Raw genomic sequence first — 16,828 nt, 5'->3', positions numbered from 1 at the left:
TCTCGGTGCTGTAGCCCTTGATCAGCGGCACGAGGAATTCATAGAACGTGGCGTTGTCGGCGCGCACCTGCGCATCGGGATGGTGGTGGGCGGCATCGTAGGCCGCCGCACCGGTCAGCGCCATCGCGCGGCAGCCCTCCACATAGGCCCGCATGGTCATGAGCATGCGGCGCACGTCGGGATGATGAATGATGGTGGCACTGCCCTTCACGCTGCCATCCACCGGACGGCTCTGCACGCGCTCCCTGGCGTATGCCGCGGCCTTCTGATAGGCGCGGTCGGCCACGGCAATCCCCTGCACGCCCACCGCGTAGCGCGCGGCGTTCATCATGATGAACATGTATTCAAGGCCGCGGTTTTCCTCGCCGACCAGATAGCCGAGCGCGCCGCCATGATCGCCGAACTGCAGCACCGCCGTGGGCGACGCCTTGATGCCCATCTTGTGCTCGATGGAGACGCAGTGCACGTCGTTGCGCTCGCCCAGCGAGCCGTCCTTGTTCACCAGGAACTTGGGCACGACGAACAGGCTGATGCCCTTCACGCCCTCGGGCGCGCCGGCCACGCGCGCAAGCACCAGGTGGACGATGTTGTCCGCCATGTCATGCTCGCCGTAGGTGATGAAGATCTTGGTGCCGAACACCTTGTAGCTGCCGTCGGGCTGCGGCTCGGCCTTGGTGCGCACCAGCGCGAGGTCGGAGCCCGCCTGCGGCTCGGTCAGGTTCATCGTGCCGGTCCACTCGCCGGTCACCAGCTTCTCGAGATACGTGGCCTTGAGCTCGTCGCTGCCGGCGGTGAGCAGCGCCTCGATCGCGCCATCGGTCAGCAGCGGGCACAGGGCAAAGCTCAGGTTGGCGCTGTTGAGCATCTCGATGCAGGCTGCGCCGATGGCCTTGGGCAGGCCTTGGCCGCCGAATTCCACGGGGTGCTGCAAGCCTTGCCAGCCGCCTTCGGCATATTGCCTGAAAGCCTCCTTGAAGCCCGGCGTCGTGGTCACCACGCCGTCCTTCCACGACGAAGGATCGAGATCGCCCGCGACATTGAGCGGAGCCACGACACCTTCGCACAGCTTGGCGCATTCCTCCAGAACGGCCTGCGCGGTTTCGAGACCTGCATCTTCGAAGCCGGGAATACTGGCAATCTGCTCGATCCGGGCGAGGTGCTCGATGTCAAACAGCATGTCCTTCAGAGGTGCGACGTAGCTCATGGCGGTACTTCAAATAAAAATTACAAAAACTGGCGAAAAAAAGGGCATCGCGCACGATGCCCCGTTTTATGGCCCGATCGACTTACAGTGCCTTGACCAGCTCGGGCACGGCGGTGAACAGGTCAGCCACCAGGCCATAGTCGGCCACCGAGAAGATCGGCGCTTCTTCGTCCTTGTTGATCGCGACGATCACCTTGGAGTCCTTCATGCCGGCCAGGTGCTGGATCGCGCCGGAAATCCCCGCCGCGATGTACAGTTGCGGCGCGACGATCTTGCCCGTCTGCCCAACCTGCAGGTCGTTCGGAGCGTAGCCCGCGTCCACCGCTGCGCGCGATGCGCCGATGGCTGCGCCCAGCTTGTCCGCCAGCGGTGTCATCACTTCCTGGAACTTCTCCGCCGAGCCCAGCGCACGGCCGCCCGAGACGATGATCTTGGCCGCCGTCAGCTCGGGGCGGTCGTTCTTCGTGACTTCGCGGCCCACGAAGGCGCTCTTGCCGGAATCCGCCACTGCTGCAACCGCCTCCACGGAAGCGGAGCCTCCGGTGGCGGCTGCTGCATCAAAGCCCGTGCCGCGCACCGTGATCACCTTGGTCTTGTCCGCGCTTTGCACCGTGGCAATCGCGTTGCCCGCGTAGATCGGGCGCTCGAAGGTGTCGGCGCCGTCCACCTTGGTGATGTCGCTGATCTGCGCCACGTCCAGCTTGGCCGCCACGCGCGGCGCGACGTTCTTGCCCGAGGCTGTCGCCGGGAACAGGATGTGGCTGTAGTCGCCCGCGATGGCCAGGACTTGCGCCGCCACGTTCTCGGCCAGTCCGTCCTTGAGGCTCGCGCCTTCGGCCAGGATGACCTTGGAGACTCCAGCGATCTGTGCCGCGGCCTGGGCGGCAGCGGCTGCGCCGTCTCCCGCGACCAGAACGTGCACATCACCGCCGCAGGCCTTGGCCGCGGTGACGGTGTTCAGCGTGGCGCTCTTGATCGAGGCGTTGTCGTGTTCTGCAATTACGAGTGCTGTCATTTCCGTTCTCTCCTCAGATCACTTTGGCTTCGTTCTTGAGCTTGTCCACCAGAGTCGCCACGTCCGGCACCTTCACGCCCGCGCCCCGCTTGGCGGGCTCCGCCACCTTGAGGGTCTTCAGGCGCGGCGCGACATCCACGCCCAGATCTTCCGGCTTGACAACGTCGAGCTGCTTCTTCTTGGCCTTCATGATGTTGGGCAGCGTCACGTAACGCGGCTCGTTCAGGCGCAGGTCGGTGGTGATGACCGCAGGCGTCGACAGGCTCAGGGTTTCCAGCCCGCCGTCCACTTCGCGCGTGACGTTGACCTTGTCGCCCGCCACTTCCACCTTGGATGCGAAAGTGGCCTGCGGCAAGTCGGCCAGCGCCGCCAGCATCTGGCCCGTCTGGTTGGAATCGTCGTCAATGGCTTGCTTGCCCAGGATGATCAGGCCGGGTTGCTCCTTCGCGATCAGTGCGTTCAGCAGCTTGGCGACGGCCAGGGGCTGGAGCTCTTGCGTCGTCTCGACCAGGATGCCGCGATCCGCACCGATGGCCATGGCCGTGCGCAGGGTTTCCTGGCACTGCGCCACGCCGCAGGACACGGCGATCACTTCCGTGACCACGCCCTTTTCCTTCAGCCTCACGGCTTCTTCGACGGCGATCTCGTCAAACGGGTTCATCGACATCTTCACGTTCGCGATGTCCACTCCCGTGCCGTCCGACTTCACCCGGACCTTCACGTTGTAGTCCACCACGCGTTTGACAGGGACCAAAACCTTCATTGCTGCGGCTCCTTAAGTTTATTAACTGATTCGATTCAGTTGACGTTAACGTAAACCGGATCATTCTATCCCGCAGCGCAGCATATGCGGCTACTCATTTGATGAATGACTGGTTTTTAGAAAAAGAACGATCGTGCTTTTATTGACATCAATCGTAGCAGAAATCAATCCAGACGAGTCCTGACAAAAACTCCCCCAGTCACAAGCGTGACGCAAGCCTGGCGTCATCCGGGGCGGCTCCAGCCCTGTCCGGCGACGCACAGGCGGCGCCCTCCAGATGGATGACCCGCTGCGGAAACGGAATGTCGATGCCCGCATCCCGCAGCCCCTTGAGCAGCGCGATGTTCACGTCCGACTTCACGTTGGCGACACCCGCCGCCGGATCGCCGATCCAGAAATTCAGGCTGAACTCGATCGCATCCGTCCCGAAGTTGGCCAGGTATGCCACCGGCTCGGGCGATGCGAGCACACGCTTTTGCGCCTTGGCGGCATCGGCCAGGATTTGCCGGACCTGCGCCACGTCGCTGTCATAGCCCACGCCGATGCTGGTGGTGACGTTGAAGCGCATATCCGCAACCGAGAGGTTCTCCACGCGCTGCGTGATGATGCTTTCATTGGGCACGATCGACTCACGCCCATTGCCCGCGCGGATCAGCGTGTAGCGGGTCTTGATGTCGGTGATGCGCCCTTCGAATCCATCTACGCGCACGTTGTCGCCGATGCGCAGCGAACGTTCGAGCAGGATCACGAACCCGCTGACATAGTTGGCAGCCAGCTTCTGCATGCCGAAGCCCAGGCCGACGCCCATCGCGCCGCCAAGCACGGACAGCGCCGTGAGATCAACGCCCACGGCGGACAGGGCAAAGAGCAGGCCGACGAGCACCAGCAGCGCGCGCGTCACGTTCATCAGCACCTTGCGCATGGACAGGTCATTCACCATGCCATCGAGCACGCGGCGCTCGAACGTGGCGGAAATCCACAGCGTGGTCACCAGCATCAGCCCGGCCGTCAGCGTTCCACGGATCAGCGTGAGCAGCGTGATGTCGGTCTTGCCGAACGCGACATTGATGCCGTCCAGCTCCTTGAGCACCTGCGGCAGAAGTCCCAGTATCCACAGGATGGCGACCAGCGCCACGAACCAGGAAAACATGCGTTCCACGAGACGTGCAAGCCCGGAGTTGGGAAATGCCGCCGCCAGCACCCTGGCCGTCCAGCGCATCAGCAGGATCGAAGTGAGCACCGACACCGCCGCGCGCAGGAAGAACACCGGCACGAAATGCTCGACGACGACCGTCGATACATAGACCAGCACGAGCGAAAGCAGCGGGAACATCACACCGCCCAGCGCCGTGGGACCCAGCCAGATCGACTCGGGATGGTTCAGGCGGCGCGCAAGCGTGCGGCTGACCAGATAGGCCATCGCAAGACTGGCCAGAATGACGGCCAGCTCCACCCAGGTGCTTGCCTCGTGGAACTCCTGGACCAGCGTTTCAAGCCATGCCATCGGCGCGCATCCGTCCCGTCATCGCCGCCGTGGCCGCAACCGCTTGCCGGCCGCCGCCATCACGCCTTGCCCCAGACCGGCTTGCGCTTTTGCGCGAAGGCGCAGGCACCCTCCTGGGCATCGGCATCCATCATGTTCACCGCCATGGTCTGGCCCGCGAGCTGGTAGGCTGCCTCGATACCCATTTCGCGCTGGCGGTACACCAGCTCCTTGCCCATGGCCACCGCCACGCGCGGCTTGGAGAGAATCGCTTCGACGAGCTTGTCCACTTCGGCATCGAGCCGCGCGGGCGATGCGACGCGGTTGACCAGCCCCTGCTCCAGCGCGGTCCTGGCGTCGATGAACTCGCCGGTCAGCAGCATCTCCATCGCCACCTTGGCGGGGACGTTGCGCACCAGCGGCACGCTGGGCGTCGAGCAGAACAAACCATACTGGATGCCGCTGGTTGCAAAGCTAGCGTCTTCGCTGGCGACCGCCAGATCGCACTGCGCGACCAGTTGGCAGCCAGCCGCCGTCGCCATGCCCTGCACGCGCGCGATCACCGGCACCGGCAGCTTGTGGATGGCCAGCATCATGCGGCTGCATTGCGCGAACAGGTCCTGGTAGAACGGCAGCTCGGGATGGGCCGCCATGTCCTTGAGATTGTGCCCGGCGCAAAATGCCTTGCCGTGGGCGGCAAGGACGACCACGCGCACGGACTCGTCCGCCGCGATGTCCTTGAGCGCAGCCTGCAGCGCCGCGAGCATTTCATGGCCGAGCGCATTGAAGCGTCCCGGATCATCGAGCGTGAGCGTGACCACGCCCCGCTCATCGCTCTGCACGCGCAGCGGGCCTTCGGAAAAACGGGAGGTATCAAGAGTCATGTCCTGTCCATCATCGGTATCGGCGCCGTCACTGCCCGGCTGGTGCGCCACGGCACGAACGCCCGTGAAAGGGAAGCCGTGGATTCAAAGATCCGCCAGCACGCGGATGTGCGCCTCGACGCTGCGCGCGAGCGGGTCCATCATGTAGCCGCCCTCCAGACACGAGACGATGCGGTTCTTGCTGAAGCGCCGCGCCACGTCCTTGATGCGCTGGGTGATCCAGGCGTAGTCCTGCTCGTTCAATCCGAGCTGGCCCATGTCGTCCTCGCGGTGCGCGTCGAAACCCGCGCTCACGAAAATCATCTCGGGCTTGAACGCTTCCAGCCGCGGCATCCAGACCATCTCGACTATTTCACGGACATCCATGCCCTTGGTGTAGGCGGGCACCGGAACGTTCACCATATTCGAGGCGGGATGCTGGTCGCCGCTGTAAGGGTAGAACGGGTGCTGGAAGATGCTGACCATGAGCGTGCGATCGTCGCCGGCCAGGATATCTTCCGTGCCATTTCCATGATGCACATCAAAATCCACGATGGCTACGCGCTTGAGATGGTGGCGATCCAGCACGTATTTGGCGGCGATTGCCACATTGTTGAAAAAGCAAAAACCCATGGCCTTGTTGCGCGTGGCATGGTGCCCCGGCGGCCGCACGCTGCAGAACGCGTTCTCGAGCTCGCCCGACATCACCGCGTCCGTCGCGGCGATGGCTGCTCCGGCGGAGCGCAGCGCGGCAGTCCAGGTGTGCGCGTTCATCGAGGTGTCGGTATCGATCTGCTGGTAGGCGGAGCCGCCAGCCAGTTGTTCCTCCACGACCCGGTCCGACATTCCGCGCACGGAGGCCACATACATGCGATCATGCGCAAGTTCTATGTCCGAGAGGGATGCCAAAGGAGCATCGTATCGTTCCAGTGCGTCAGCCACCCCAGAAACAAGCAGCCGGTCTTCGATGGCGTCAAGCCGCGCCGGGCACTCGGGATGCCCCGGGCCCATTTCATGCTTCCAACAATCCCGGTGGGTGAACAGTCCCGTCTTGCTCAAAGTCATTTCAATGTCTCTTGTACTTATCGATTAACGTCCGGCCATGCACGCACAGCAAAAAATCAAGTCTCTCCTGGATCAGCTTAACACGGTGATCGTGGGGAAGGAATCCCAGGTTCAGGACTGCGTTGCATGCCTGCTCGCCGGTGGACATTTGTTGATCGAAGACGTCCCCGGCGTGGGCAAGACCACCCTGGCGCATGCGCTGGCGACCACCTTCGGCCTGCGCTTCTCGCGCGTGCAGTTCACCGCCGACCTGATGCCCAGCGACCTCATGGGGGTATCGGTGTATGAACGCGGCAAGGAGTCTTTCGTTTTCCATCGGGGACCGGTATTCACCCAGGTGCTGCTGGCCGATGAGATCAACCGCGCCAGCCCCAAGACGCAAAGCGCCCTGCTCGAAGCCATGGAGGAGCGCCAGGTTTCCGTCGAAGGCGAGACACATGCGCTGCCGCAGCCGTTCTTTGTGATCGCCACGCAGAATCCGCATGACCAACTGGGTACCTTTGCGCTGCCCGAGTCGCAGCTCGACCGTTTCCTGATGCGCATTTCGCTGGGCTACCCGGACCGCCATGCCGAACGCCAACTGCTCTGCGGCCATGATCGGCGTGACATGCTCGAGCATCTTCTGCCCCAGCTCTCGCTCTCGGAACTGGAGCAATTGCAGGGTCTCGTGCTCGCCGTGCATGCCTCGGATGCGCTGCTGAACTATGTGCAGGACCTGATCACCGCCACGCGCTCGGGCCGCTGGTTCCTGCAAGGCCTGTCGCCGCGCGCCGGGATCGCGCTGATGCGCGCAGCCAAGGCGCAGGCGCTCATCTGCGGGCGGGACTATGTCGCGCCGGATGACGTGCAGGCCATTCTTCCCCAGACCGTGGCGCACCGGCTGGTTCCCATCGGCGACGCAGGCCTTGGCGCTGTGGAGCAGGTGCGCGCCATGCTCGAGGCCACTCCACTGCCCTGACGGCGGATGGCAGGCATACAGCGAGAGGCTTCTTTTCCCATGCAGTCCGATGCTTCCCTGCTGGCGCACGCGCCGGCACAGTCCGCGGCGCCAGTGTCCGGCTGGTGGCGGCAATGGTGGTGGTCGCGCATTCCCCGCACCAACACCCTGACGCTCACGCAACGCAATATCTACATCCTGCCGACCGGCGCCGGCTGGATGCTGGCGCTCACGCTGCTCCTGCTGCTGGTCGCCTCGATCAACTTTCAGCTCAACCTGGGCTATCTCCTGACCTTCCTGCTGGTGGGCTGCGTGGCCGCCAGCATCCATGTATGCCATGCCACGCTGCGCGGGCTGACTCTGCGCCTGGCCGATCCGGCGCCGCAGTTCGCGGGCAGCGCAAGCCCCCTGGAAATCACGTTGGCCAGCGAACGCGGACGACCCCGCTACGCCATCGGGCTGGCTCTGCACGGGAGCCGCAAATGGGTGTTCACCGATGTGCCCGCAGCGGGATCATCGGCGGTGCGCATCGCATTCGCCCCCGCCCGACGTGGACTGCATCCGGTTCCCGTGCTGACGGCCGAGACCCGCTATCCGCTGGGCACCTTCCGCGTCTGGGCCATCTGGAAGCCGGCGGCGCGGATATTGGTCTATCCGCAGCCCGAAAAGACGCCGCCGCCCCTGCCGCCCGGCGAGGCGCGCGCCCAGGGCGCGGGCCATGCATCGGCGCGGGGCGCGGGCGAGTTTGACGGCGTGCGCGCCTATCGTCGCGGCGATCCGCTCAAGCTCGTCGTCTGGAAGAAGGCGGCCAGGTCGTTCGCGGCGGGGTCCGGCGAACTCGTCAGCCGCGATGCACAGCAGCTCCAGGAGCAGGAGCTCTGGCTGGACTTCGCCCTCACCGGCCTGCCCGACCGGGAAGCCCGCATCTCGCGGCTGGCAGCCTGGGTGCTGCAGGCCGACCGGCTGGGGCTGGACTATGGCCTGCGCCTGCCCGGCAGGGAAATCGGCCAGGATCACGGCACGGCCCACCGCCACCGCTGCCTGGAGGCGCTGGCGCTGTGCTGAACGCATCCACCACTCCCTCCAGCCCCTCGTCCGGCCCCGACCGCCCCGGGCTGACAGAGCGCCTGTCCGGCCTTCCAAGGGAAATGCGCGATACGCTGTGGCTGCTGCTGGTCGCGGGATGGGTGATTTCACCACTGACGCCACACGTGCCCGCCTGGACCATGCCCTTCGCCTACGGCCTGCTGCTGTGGCGCGCATGGCTCGCCTGTACTCTCCGTCCACTGCCAGCGCGCTGGCTGAAAGCGATGCTGCTCGTGGCCGCCATCGGCCTGACACTGCTCTCGCACCGCACCATCGTCGGCCGCGATGCGGGAGTCACGCTGATCATCATGCTGCTCGCGCTGAAGACGCTGGAGCTGCGCGCGCGCCGCGACGCCATGGTGATTTTCTTTCTCGGTTTCTTCACACTGCTGGCGAACTTCTTCTTCTCGCAGTCATTGCTGGTGGCGGCCGTCATGCTGGCGGGCCTGCTGGGATTGCTGACGGCGCTCATCAACTCGAACATGCCCGTGGGCCGCCCGACGCTCATGCAGAGCATGCGCACGGCGGCGGGCATGGCGGCGCTCGGCGCGCCGGTCATGCTGGTGCTGTTCATGCTGTTTCCACGCATGGCGCCGCTGTGGGGCATGCCCGGCAATGACGCAAGCGGCCGCAGCGGCCTGTCCGAGGAGATGAAGATCGGCAACATAGCATCGCTGGCGCTGGACGATGCCGTCGCCATGCGCATCCGCTTCGACACGCCCCAGGCCCGCCCGCCCGAGCAGCGCCATCTCTATTTTCGCGGGCCGGTCATGTCGTATTTCAACGGCATGGAATGGTTCGCCGCAAGCGGCCTCGAAGGCCGCGCTAGCCGGGATGGCAGCACGTCCGCGCGCCTCGAAGTACGCGGCGAGCCCGTCCGGTATGAAGTGACCATCGAGCCCAACAGGCGCCACTGGCTGCTGCTGCTGGATGCCGCCGGGCAGGCGCCGCAACTGCCTCAGGGAATGCAAGCGCGCATGACGCCCGCGCTGCAATGGGTGGTCAACCGCCCGATCTCGAACATGCTTCGCTACACCGCGCAAAGCTACGTCGACTTCCAGAGCGGCCCGCTCAGGCGCACGCGTGAGCTCGATCCCTACGTGCAACTGCCCCATGGGTTCAACCCGCGCACACTGGAGCTGGCCCGTCAGATGCGCGCCGATCCCCGCCTGGCCGACAAAGGCTCCGTGGCGTTCGTGGACGCGGTCCTGCAGCGCCTGCGCAGCCAGGGCTATACCTATACGCTGGACCCGGGCGTGTACGGCACGCATTCGGCGGATGAATTCTGGTTCGATCGCAAGGAAGGCTTTTGCGAGCACATCGCGTCGGCATTCGCCATTCTGATGCGCGCGCTGGATATTCCGGCCCGCATCGTCACCGGCTACCAGGGCGGAGAGGTCAACGCCTTCGACGGTTACTGGACCGTGCGGCAGGCCGACGCGCATGCGTGGACCGAGGTGTGGATCGAGGATCGCGGCTGGATCCGCGTCGATCCGACCGGCGCCGTCATGCCCTCGCGCGTGGGCCAGTACCTGCGGCTGCAGACGCCGCGCGGCGCGCTTGGCACGGCGATGGACACGGTCATCAGCCCCGGCACGATTTCAAAACTGCGGGCCGCATGGGAAGCGGTGAACAACGGCTGGAACCAATGGGTGCTCGGCTACACGCAGCAGCGCCAGTTCGACTTGCTGCGCGCCCTGGGCATGCAGACCCCGTCATGGCAGGATCTCGCGCGACTGCTCGGGCTGGCCGCCGGTCTCGCCGCGCTGGCGGGCATCGCATGGTCACTGTGGGAAAAGAATCGACAGGATCCCTGGCAGCGGATGCTGGGCGCCGCGCGCCGGCGCCTTGCGCGAGCAGGGCTGACGCTGGCCGCTCACCTGCCGCCGCGCGCCATGGCTTCGCGGGTGCGTGAGCATTTCGGCGCAAGCCCGCAATCACGGGAAAGAGCGCAGGCCATCGCCGCATGGCTGCTGCGCATGGAACAGGCACGGTATGGCAGCCGGCCAGCGACGGCATCGGCCGGCCTGCGGCGTGAATTCCATCGTTTGAAGTGGCCTGCCTCCGACGCCCGGCCAGACCGGCATGGCAGCCCGTGACACCGCATGATTCCGCGCGCGCAACGCGCGGACTCTCTCAGGGACGAACCATCCTGCAGGTCGTCGGCTGCCGCGCCTTGTCGGCGGAAATCACGCGGATCACACGGAAGCCGTAGCCGGATCCCTCCACATCGAATTTGACACCGGGCGAGCCCGCTCGCTCCATCACGCCGACCGCCAGGTCCTGCTGGAACTGATGATCAGCCGCGCGCATGACGCCGCGCTGGCCGTAGAGGCTGACATCTGCATGCTCCAGCGCGCGTGCGATCGCCACCACGTCGCTGGTGCTTGCCGCGCGCTGCGCCGCCTGCGCCAGCGCCTCGATCATCAGTTGCATGCGCATGTGCACGTAATCGTCCTGCGGCCTGGGAAAGCGTGCGCGGAACGATTTGTAGAACTCCTCGCTTTGCGGCGTCTGCAGGTTGGGCAGCCAGTCGGCCACGGCGACCACCTTGCCCACGCCCGCATCGCCGAGCGCCGCCGGCGCGCCGAGCGCGTTGCCGTAGAAGGTGTAGAACATGCCGTCATAGCCGACGTCGCGCGCCGCTTTCACCAGCAGCGTCAGGTCATTGCCCCAGTTGCCCGTGATGACGGCCTGCGCGCCGCTGGCCTTGATCTTGACGGCATAGGGCGCAAAATCCTTCACACGCCCGACCGGGTGCAGTTCACGCCCCAGGATCTTCACGTCGGGGCGCTGCGCGGCGAGCTGCCCGGCCGCCTCGCGCAATACGGCCTGGCCGAAGCTGTAGTCCTGCCCGATCAGGTACACGCCCTTGAGCGACTGATCGGCGCGGATCACATCCATCAGGGCCGCCATGCGCATGTTCGCGTGCGCATCGAAGCGAAAGTGCCAGAAGCTGCATTTCTCGTTGGTGAGCGAAGGCTCGACCGCCGAATAGTTCAGGAACAGCACGCGCTTGTCAGGCTCGCGTTCGTTGTGCTTGCCGATGGCGTCGATCAGCGCGCTCGCCGTCGCCGAGGAATTGCCCTGCAGGATCACGCGGGCGCCATCGTCGATGGCGGCGCGCAATGCCGAGAGCGCCTCCTCGTTCTGGCCCTTGCTGTCATAGCGCAGCAGTTGCAGCCTGACCGCGCCGGCGCGCTGGTTCACGCGCTCGGCCGCCCAGGCGATGTTGCGCAGCACCGCCTCTCCGGTGTTGGCGAACGGGCCGGACAGGCTCTCCACCAGCGCCATCCTGAGCACATCGGGCGAGTCTTTATCCGCCGCCATCGCCGGCATGGGCGCCAGCGGGAACAGGCCCGCGCTCAATAGTGAAAAGGCCCCGGCCTTCAAGGCCAGGCGTCGGGAAGATGGCATGGTGAACCGCTCAGTTGGAAGATGGTGGCGTGGATGGCCGGGCCTGCTGCGGCGGTGAAGCGGTTTCATCCGCCGCTTCATCCTTCGCTTCGGACGTGGGCTGCTCGGCCATGAGCTGCGAGATCACCATGTCGATCGACGACAAGGTGGTTTGCGCCGCGGCGTTCTGCCCGCCCGGCAAGGCAGGCGCGGCCTCATGAGCCTGCACGTGCGACGTCATCACGGGATGCGTCTGCACGTCCGCTTGCGGCTCCCGGCTCTCCGGGCCGGCCTCGGCTGACGGCGATACAGGAGCCGGCGTCTTGCCGTCCCTGGACCTGGGTGTATCGGCCTGCGGCGTCGCCGTCGGAACATAGCGGTCGAAGAGCTGGAAGAACAGCTCGTAGAAACGCGGATCCGACACCGTCTCGCTGCCGACCTTGACCAGGGTGTCATCGGTCGCGCTCACCGGCAGCGACACCGAGCCCAGCGCGCCCACGCCAAGCGATGCCGAGTTGTTGATCTTCTTGATCACATAGCGGTCCTGCAGCGCGCTCGCGTAGGCGGCGGTCTTCTCGTCGTTCTTTCCCTCGGTGGCGCAGACCACGCGCATCTCCACCTGATAGTGAATGTCGTTCGTGGGCTGGAAATACTTGCGCCCCGTCACCAGTTCGTCGGTCGCGGTGTTCACCAGATATCCCTGGCTGAGCAGGGCGCGGCGCGCCGCCTCGCAGGTTTTCGACTGCGAGGCCAGGACGTGCCTCGTATACATGCCGGTGTTGTCGAAATCCGCCGGACTGAACGGGACCGGCCTGTCCAGCCCGGGCATGGCGTTGGGGATGGAGCCGCATCCCGCCAGAAGCGCCGCGCCGGCGAAGCAGAAGGCGGCGAGCCGCGGAAGAATAAGTGGACGAAACATACGAAAGTGGACCATGAGCCGCCGTGGAAATATCACGCCAGGAGAAAAACTTTGCGGGCCAGGCTCTTGAAATGCATGGAACATCGCCCATTTTCTCAATAAGCGCGCGATATGTTTAAAAAAATTCCTTTAGCCACAGGAGCTTTGAGATGATTTTCGCACCCGTTATCAGCCGCCGTACAGCATTTGGCCTTCCACGCGCCACGGATGCGGCCATGCAGCGTTTCATGCAGCACACGCTGCAGTCCGCCAGCGCCAGCGATTTCACGGTGACTTCCGATGACAAGGGCATCGCGCTGGAGCTCGACGTACCGGGACTCTCCCGCGAGCAGTTGCAAATCCGCATCGAAGGACGGCAGGTATACCTGGCCAGCGTCGAGGGCGCTCCGCGCACCGTGCGCCGCAGTTGGGAGCTGGCCGAGGACATCGATGCATCCGCAAGCTCCGCACGCCTGGAAAATGGCGTCCTGACGCTGCGGCTCGCCCGCCAGGCCCCTGCCGACAAGAGCGTGCAGCTCGCGATCGGCTGAGTACGGCGCCAGGGATTGCCCGGCGCATGCGGTTTGCCGGGTTGTCATGGGTTTCATGTTGAGCGCAAGAAGGCGGTTTTCGAACCGCCTTTTTCATTGATTCACCCAAGGTCGAGAACACTGAACACGGCGGAGGATTCCCTTCGGACTCCCCAGGCCGTGCAAAGTTTCATGGCGCAGCCCACGGCGCCGACGGCCTTCCGGCCATGCGCCGATCATTCGTGCCGCAGGGCCTCGATCGGATCGAGGCGCGCCGCGCGCCTGGCCGGGAAATAGCCGAACACCACGCCAATCGCCGCCGAGAACACGAAGCTCAGCAGATTCACGCCCGGACTGAACAGGAACGGCACCTGCATGACCTGCGCGAGCACGATCGATGCAGCGGTCGCCAGCACGATGCCGATCAGCCCGCCCAGAGCCGCCAGCACCACCGCCTCGATCAGGAACTGCAGCAACACCTCGCGCTCCAGCGCGCCGATGGCCAGGCGCAGGCCGATCTCGCGCGTGCGCTCGGTCACGCTCACCAGCATGATGTTCATGATGCCGATGCCGCCCACCAGGAGGCTCACGGCGGCAACCGCGCCCAGCAGCATGGTCAGCACCTTGGTCGTTCCGGACAAGGTATCGGCCAGTTGCTTGGTGTCGAGAATGTTGAAGTTGTTCTCGTCCCCCTTGGCCAGCTTGCGCAGGTCGCGCAGCAGGCTGTTGAGGCTGGATTTCACGCGCTCCGGATCGCTTTGCTCCTCCATGGAGATCAGCAGCGTGTTCACGCGTGTATTGCCGGTCAGCCGCCGCTGCAGCGTCTTCAGCGGAATCAGCACCATGTCGTCCTGGTCGTTGCCGAACGCGCCCTGCCCCTTGGAGCCCAGCACGCCGATGACTTCGCAGGAGAAGCTCTTGACGCGCAGGCGCTCGCCCAGAACGTCATCCGTGCCGAACAGCTCCCGGCGAACGGACTCGCCGATGATGCAGACCGCCGAGCCCGCCTTCTGCTCTTCGTCGGTGAATTCACGCCCCTGCACCAGCGTCCAGTTGCCGGTGACGAGCCATGCGTTGGTGCTGCCGATCACGCTGCTCGACCAGTTGCGGCCGCCCGCGACCAACGTGGCGGAAGAACGCGCCTCCGGCGCGACCGCCAGGATGCCTCCGATCTGCTGCGCGATCACATCCGCATCGGTGTCCTTGAACGACGGCGCCGTGGTGGAGCCCGGCCCCATGCGCTGCCCGGGCCGTACCTGCAGCAGATTGGTGCCCAGGCCTGAAATCTGGTCCTGCACCGCGCGCGTCGCGCCGTTGCCCAGGGTGACCATGGTGATCACCGCGCTCACGCCGATCACGATGCCCAGCACGGTAAGGAAGGAACGCAGCAGATTGCGGCGGATCGAGCGCAGCGCCAACCAGATGGTGTTCAGAAACATCAGCGCACCTCCGGCTGCGCCGCGCCGCCCTGGCAGCCCGGCATGAGGGGCGCCGGATTGGGCTCGTCGCTGTCCATGCGGCCATCCTTGAAGCGCACGATGCGCCGCGAATAGGCGGCCATGTCGGGCTCGTGCGTAACCATCAGGACGGTGATGCCCCGGTCCACGTTCAGGCGCCACAGCAACTCCATGATCTCGTTGCTGCGCTGCGTGTCCAGGTTGCCCGTGGGCTCGTCGGCAAGCAGGACCAGCGGCTCCGTGACGATGGCGCGCGCGATGGCCACGCGCTGCTGCTGTCCGCCCGAGAGCTCCGACGGGCCATGATGCTCCCAGCCGTCCAGCCCCACGGCCGCGAGCGCCTTGCGGGCGGCCGCATGGCGCTGCGCGGCCGGCTCGCCGCGATACAGCAGGGGCAGCTCCACGTTTTCCTGGGCCGACGTGCGCGGCAGCAGGTGGAATCCCTGGAACACGAAACCCAGGTACTTGCGGCGCAGCAGCGCGCGCTCGTCGCGCGAGAGATTCTCGACGTGCGCCCCCTTGAACAGATACTCGCCGGTGGTGGGCCGGTCAAGGCATCCGAGCGTGTTCATGGCCGTGGATTTGCCCGAGCCGCTGGGCCCCATGATGGCGACGAAATCGCCCTGCTCGATCCTCAGGTTCACGCCCTTGAGCGCCTGGAACGCGAGCCTGCCCGTGCCGTAGGTCTTGGTGACGTCGCGCAGCTCGATCAGCGGAGTGCTCGTCCCCATCACTTGGCTCCCGCCGCGCGCTGGTCGGTGATCACGCGCATGCCGGGCTGCAGCTCGCTGCTGGTGACTTCGGTGCTGCGGCCATCCGTGATGCCTGTGCGCACCACCAGCGCACGCGCGCTTGCGCCTTCATCGATCCAGACGCGGCCCTGGCCCGCGGGCAACGCGGGTTCGTCGGAGCCTCGGGACGATCCGCTCATGCGCGGCGGGCGGGGCATGAGCTGGCCCATGATGCCCGCGCCGCCGCTCTTGCCACCACTCGCGCCTCCCGCCGGGGCTGATCCGCCCGAAGGCGCCGCCTGCTGCACCGGCGTGAAGCGCAGCGCGGCGTTGGGCACCAGCATGACGTCCTTGCGCTGGGTGGAGATGATGGTGGCCGATGCGGTCATGCCGGGGCGCAGCGTCTGGTCCTCGTTGTCCACGTTCAGGCGGGTGGTGAAGGTGACGACGTTGTCCGTGGTGGTCGAGCCGAATGCCACGCGCGCCACGCGCGCCGGGAAGCTGCGGCCGGGATAGGCGCTCACCGTGAAGCTGGCCTCCTGCCCCTGCCTGACGCTGCCCACGTCGGCCTCGTCCACGTTCACATCGAGGCGCAGTTGCGACAGGTCCTCCGCCAGCGTGAACAGCGTGACGGCCTGCAGGGACGCAGCCACCGCGTTGCCGGGCTCGACGGAGCGCGTCAGCACCACGCCGTTGATCGGCGAGACGATGGAGGCCTTGGACAGATTGGTCTCGTCCGACGCCAGCGCCGCCTGCGCGTCCTTGACCGCCGCGGCGGAGGCGTTCTTCGCGGCGACCGCGCGGTCGAGCGTCGCGCGGCCCGTGTCCATTTCGCTTGCCGCCGGCACCTTGCCGCCGGAGATGCGGTGTACCTCCTCCAGCCGCTTGAGGTTGGCCTGCGCCTCGGCCACGGTGGCATTGGCCTGGGCCAGATTGGCCTGCGCCGAGGCAAGCGACGCCTGCGAACGCTCCACCTGCGAGCGCAGCTTGGTGGGATCGAGCTCCACCAGCACCTGGCCCTTTTTCACCGTGTCGTTCACGTCCACCAGCACGCGGCTCACGGTGCCCGACAGTTCACTGCCGATGGTGACCGAGCGGGTCGGCTGCAAGGTGCCGTTGGCCATGACCGTGAGCGTGATATCACCCTTGCCCACGGGCTGGCTCACGAATTGCGGCGCGGCCCGGGCGGCGCTGCTCCTGCTCCACGCATAGGCGCCCACGGCGGCGGCGGCCAGCACCGCCACGCCGATCCACACCGTGGCGCGCTGCCACCAATGGCGGTCGGCCGATGCGCCCAGCAGCTCCTTTCTGGCCTGCTCGGCCGGCAAAGCATGGGAGGAGGAAACCGGTCTGTCCGTCTGTTGTTCGCTCATTGCGCACCTGCCTGGGAAATCTGTGAA

Annotated in this window: 15 protein-coding genes; 4 read left to right on the top strand and 11 right to left on the bottom strand. The window is 65.7% G+C overall.

The genetic code is table 11. The features are described from left to right. From ABWP92_RS11165 to ABWP92_RS11140, 6 genes are all read right to left on the bottom strand, one after another. On the bottom strand, positions 1-1,204 hold a 1,204-nt coding region (locus ABWP92_RS11165; RefSeq protein ID WP_353235452.1), incomplete at its 3' end, for an acyl-CoA dehydrogenase family protein. 82 nt (positions 1,205-1,286) lie between these two features. Then, positions 1,287-2,219 carry an electron transfer flavoprotein subunit alpha/FixB family protein gene (locus tag ABWP92_RS11160; protein WP_353235451.1) on the bottom strand — a complete coding sequence of 311 codons (933 nt, stop codon included), beginning with the start codon at positions 2,217-2,219 and terminating at the stop codon, positions 1,287-1,289. Positions 2,220-2,232: 13 nt separating this feature from the next. Further along, positions 2,233-2,982 carry an electron transfer flavoprotein subunit beta/FixA family protein gene (locus ABWP92_RS11155; protein ID WP_353235450.1) on the bottom strand — a complete coding sequence of 250 codons (750 nt, stop codon included), beginning with the start codon at positions 2,980-2,982 and terminating at the stop codon, positions 2,233-2,235. Positions 2,983-3,181: 199 nt separating this feature from the next. Next, the gene (locus tag ABWP92_RS11150) at positions 3,182-4,486 is read right to left on the bottom strand and encodes a mechanosensitive ion channel family protein (RefSeq protein WP_353235449.1); all 1,305 of its coding nucleotides are present in this window, start codon (positions 4,484-4,486) and stop codon (positions 3,182-3,184) included. A gap of 59 nt (positions 4,487-4,545) precedes the next feature. Continuing rightward, on the bottom strand, positions 4,546-5,349 hold the full coding sequence (locus ABWP92_RS11145; RefSeq protein ID WP_353235448.1) for an enoyl-CoA hydratase: 804 nt from the start codon (positions 5,347-5,349) through the stop codon (positions 4,546-4,548). 84 nt (positions 5,350-5,433) lie between these two features. After that, positions 5,434-6,393 carry a histone deacetylase family protein gene (locus tag ABWP92_RS11140; RefSeq protein WP_353235447.1) on the bottom strand — a complete coding sequence of 320 codons (960 nt, stop codon included), beginning with the start codon at positions 6,391-6,393 and terminating at the stop codon, positions 5,434-5,436. Between the two features lie 37 nt (positions 6,394-6,430). On the opposite strand from ABWP92_RS11140, the gene ABWP92_RS11135 reads away from it, so the two are divergent. From ABWP92_RS11135 to ABWP92_RS11125, 3 genes are all read left to right on the top strand, one after another. Then, the gene (locus tag ABWP92_RS11135) at positions 6,431-7,351 is read left to right on the top strand and encodes an AAA family ATPase (protein WP_353235446.1); all 921 of its coding nucleotides are present in this window, start codon (positions 6,431-6,433) and stop codon (positions 7,349-7,351) included. 39 nt (positions 7,352-7,390) lie between these two features. Then, positions 7,391-8,395, top strand: a complete 1,005-nt coding sequence (locus tag ABWP92_RS11130) for a DUF58 domain-containing protein (protein ID WP_353235445.1) — start codon at positions 7,391-7,393, stop codon at positions 8,393-8,395. A gap of 83 nt (positions 8,396-8,478) precedes the next feature. Then, entirely contained in the window at positions 8,479-10,515 is a 2,037-nt protein-coding gene (locus ABWP92_RS11125; protein WP_353235453.1) for a transglutaminase TgpA family protein, read from the top strand. 37 nt (positions 10,516-10,552) lie between these two features. Here the strand turns inward: ABWP92_RS11125 and ABWP92_RS11120 are convergent, their stop codons facing one another. Then, on the bottom strand, positions 10,553-11,833 hold the full coding sequence (locus ABWP92_RS11120; RefSeq protein ID WP_353235444.1) for a branched-chain amino acid ABC transporter substrate-binding protein: 1,281 nt from the start codon (positions 11,831-11,833) through the stop codon (positions 10,553-10,555). 10 nt (positions 11,834-11,843) lie between these two features. Then, positions 11,844-12,731, bottom strand: coding sequence for a DUF2242 domain-containing protein (locus ABWP92_RS11115; protein ID WP_353235443.1), 888 nt, complete (start codon positions 12,729-12,731; stop codon positions 11,844-11,846). A gap of 149 nt (positions 12,732-12,880) precedes the next feature. Between ABWP92_RS11115 and ABWP92_RS11110 the strand changes: the two genes are divergently transcribed. Next, entirely contained in the window at positions 12,881-13,261 is a 381-nt protein-coding gene (locus ABWP92_RS11110; protein ID WP_353235442.1) for an Hsp20/alpha crystallin family protein, read from the top strand. 215 nt (positions 13,262-13,476) lie between these two features. On the opposite strand, the gene ABWP92_RS11105 is transcribed toward ABWP92_RS11110, so the two are convergent. From ABWP92_RS11105 to ABWP92_RS11095, 3 genes are read right to left on the bottom strand one after another with little or no spacing between them, the layout of a single operon-like run. Next, the gene (locus ABWP92_RS11105; protein ID WP_353235441.1) at positions 13,477-14,679 is read right to left on the bottom strand and encodes an ABC transporter permease; all 1,203 of its coding nucleotides are present in this window, start codon (positions 14,677-14,679) and stop codon (positions 13,477-13,479) included. Continuing rightward, on the bottom strand, positions 14,679-15,428 hold the full coding sequence (locus ABWP92_RS11100; RefSeq protein WP_353235440.1) for an ABC transporter ATP-binding protein: 750 nt from the start codon (positions 15,426-15,428) through the stop codon (positions 14,679-14,681). Before ABWP92_RS11100 ends, ABWP92_RS11105 begins: the two co-directional genes overlap by 1 nt. Next, the gene (locus ABWP92_RS11095; protein ID WP_353235439.1) at positions 15,428-16,801 is read right to left on the bottom strand and encodes an efflux RND transporter periplasmic adaptor subunit; all 1,374 of its coding nucleotides are present in this window, start codon (positions 16,799-16,801) and stop codon (positions 15,428-15,430) included. Before ABWP92_RS11095 ends, ABWP92_RS11100 begins: the two co-directional genes overlap by 1 nt. Positions 16,802-16,828 lie beyond the last annotated feature (27 nt).

Source organism: Diaphorobacter ruginosibacter (genome assembly GCF_040396215.1).
In the GTDB taxonomy this organism is placed as follows: Bacteria; Pseudomonadota; Gammaproteobacteria; order Burkholderiales; family Burkholderiaceae_C; genus Diaphorobacter_A; species Diaphorobacter_A ruginosibacter_A.
This window is presented reverse-complemented; position numbering and strand designations above follow the sequence as displayed.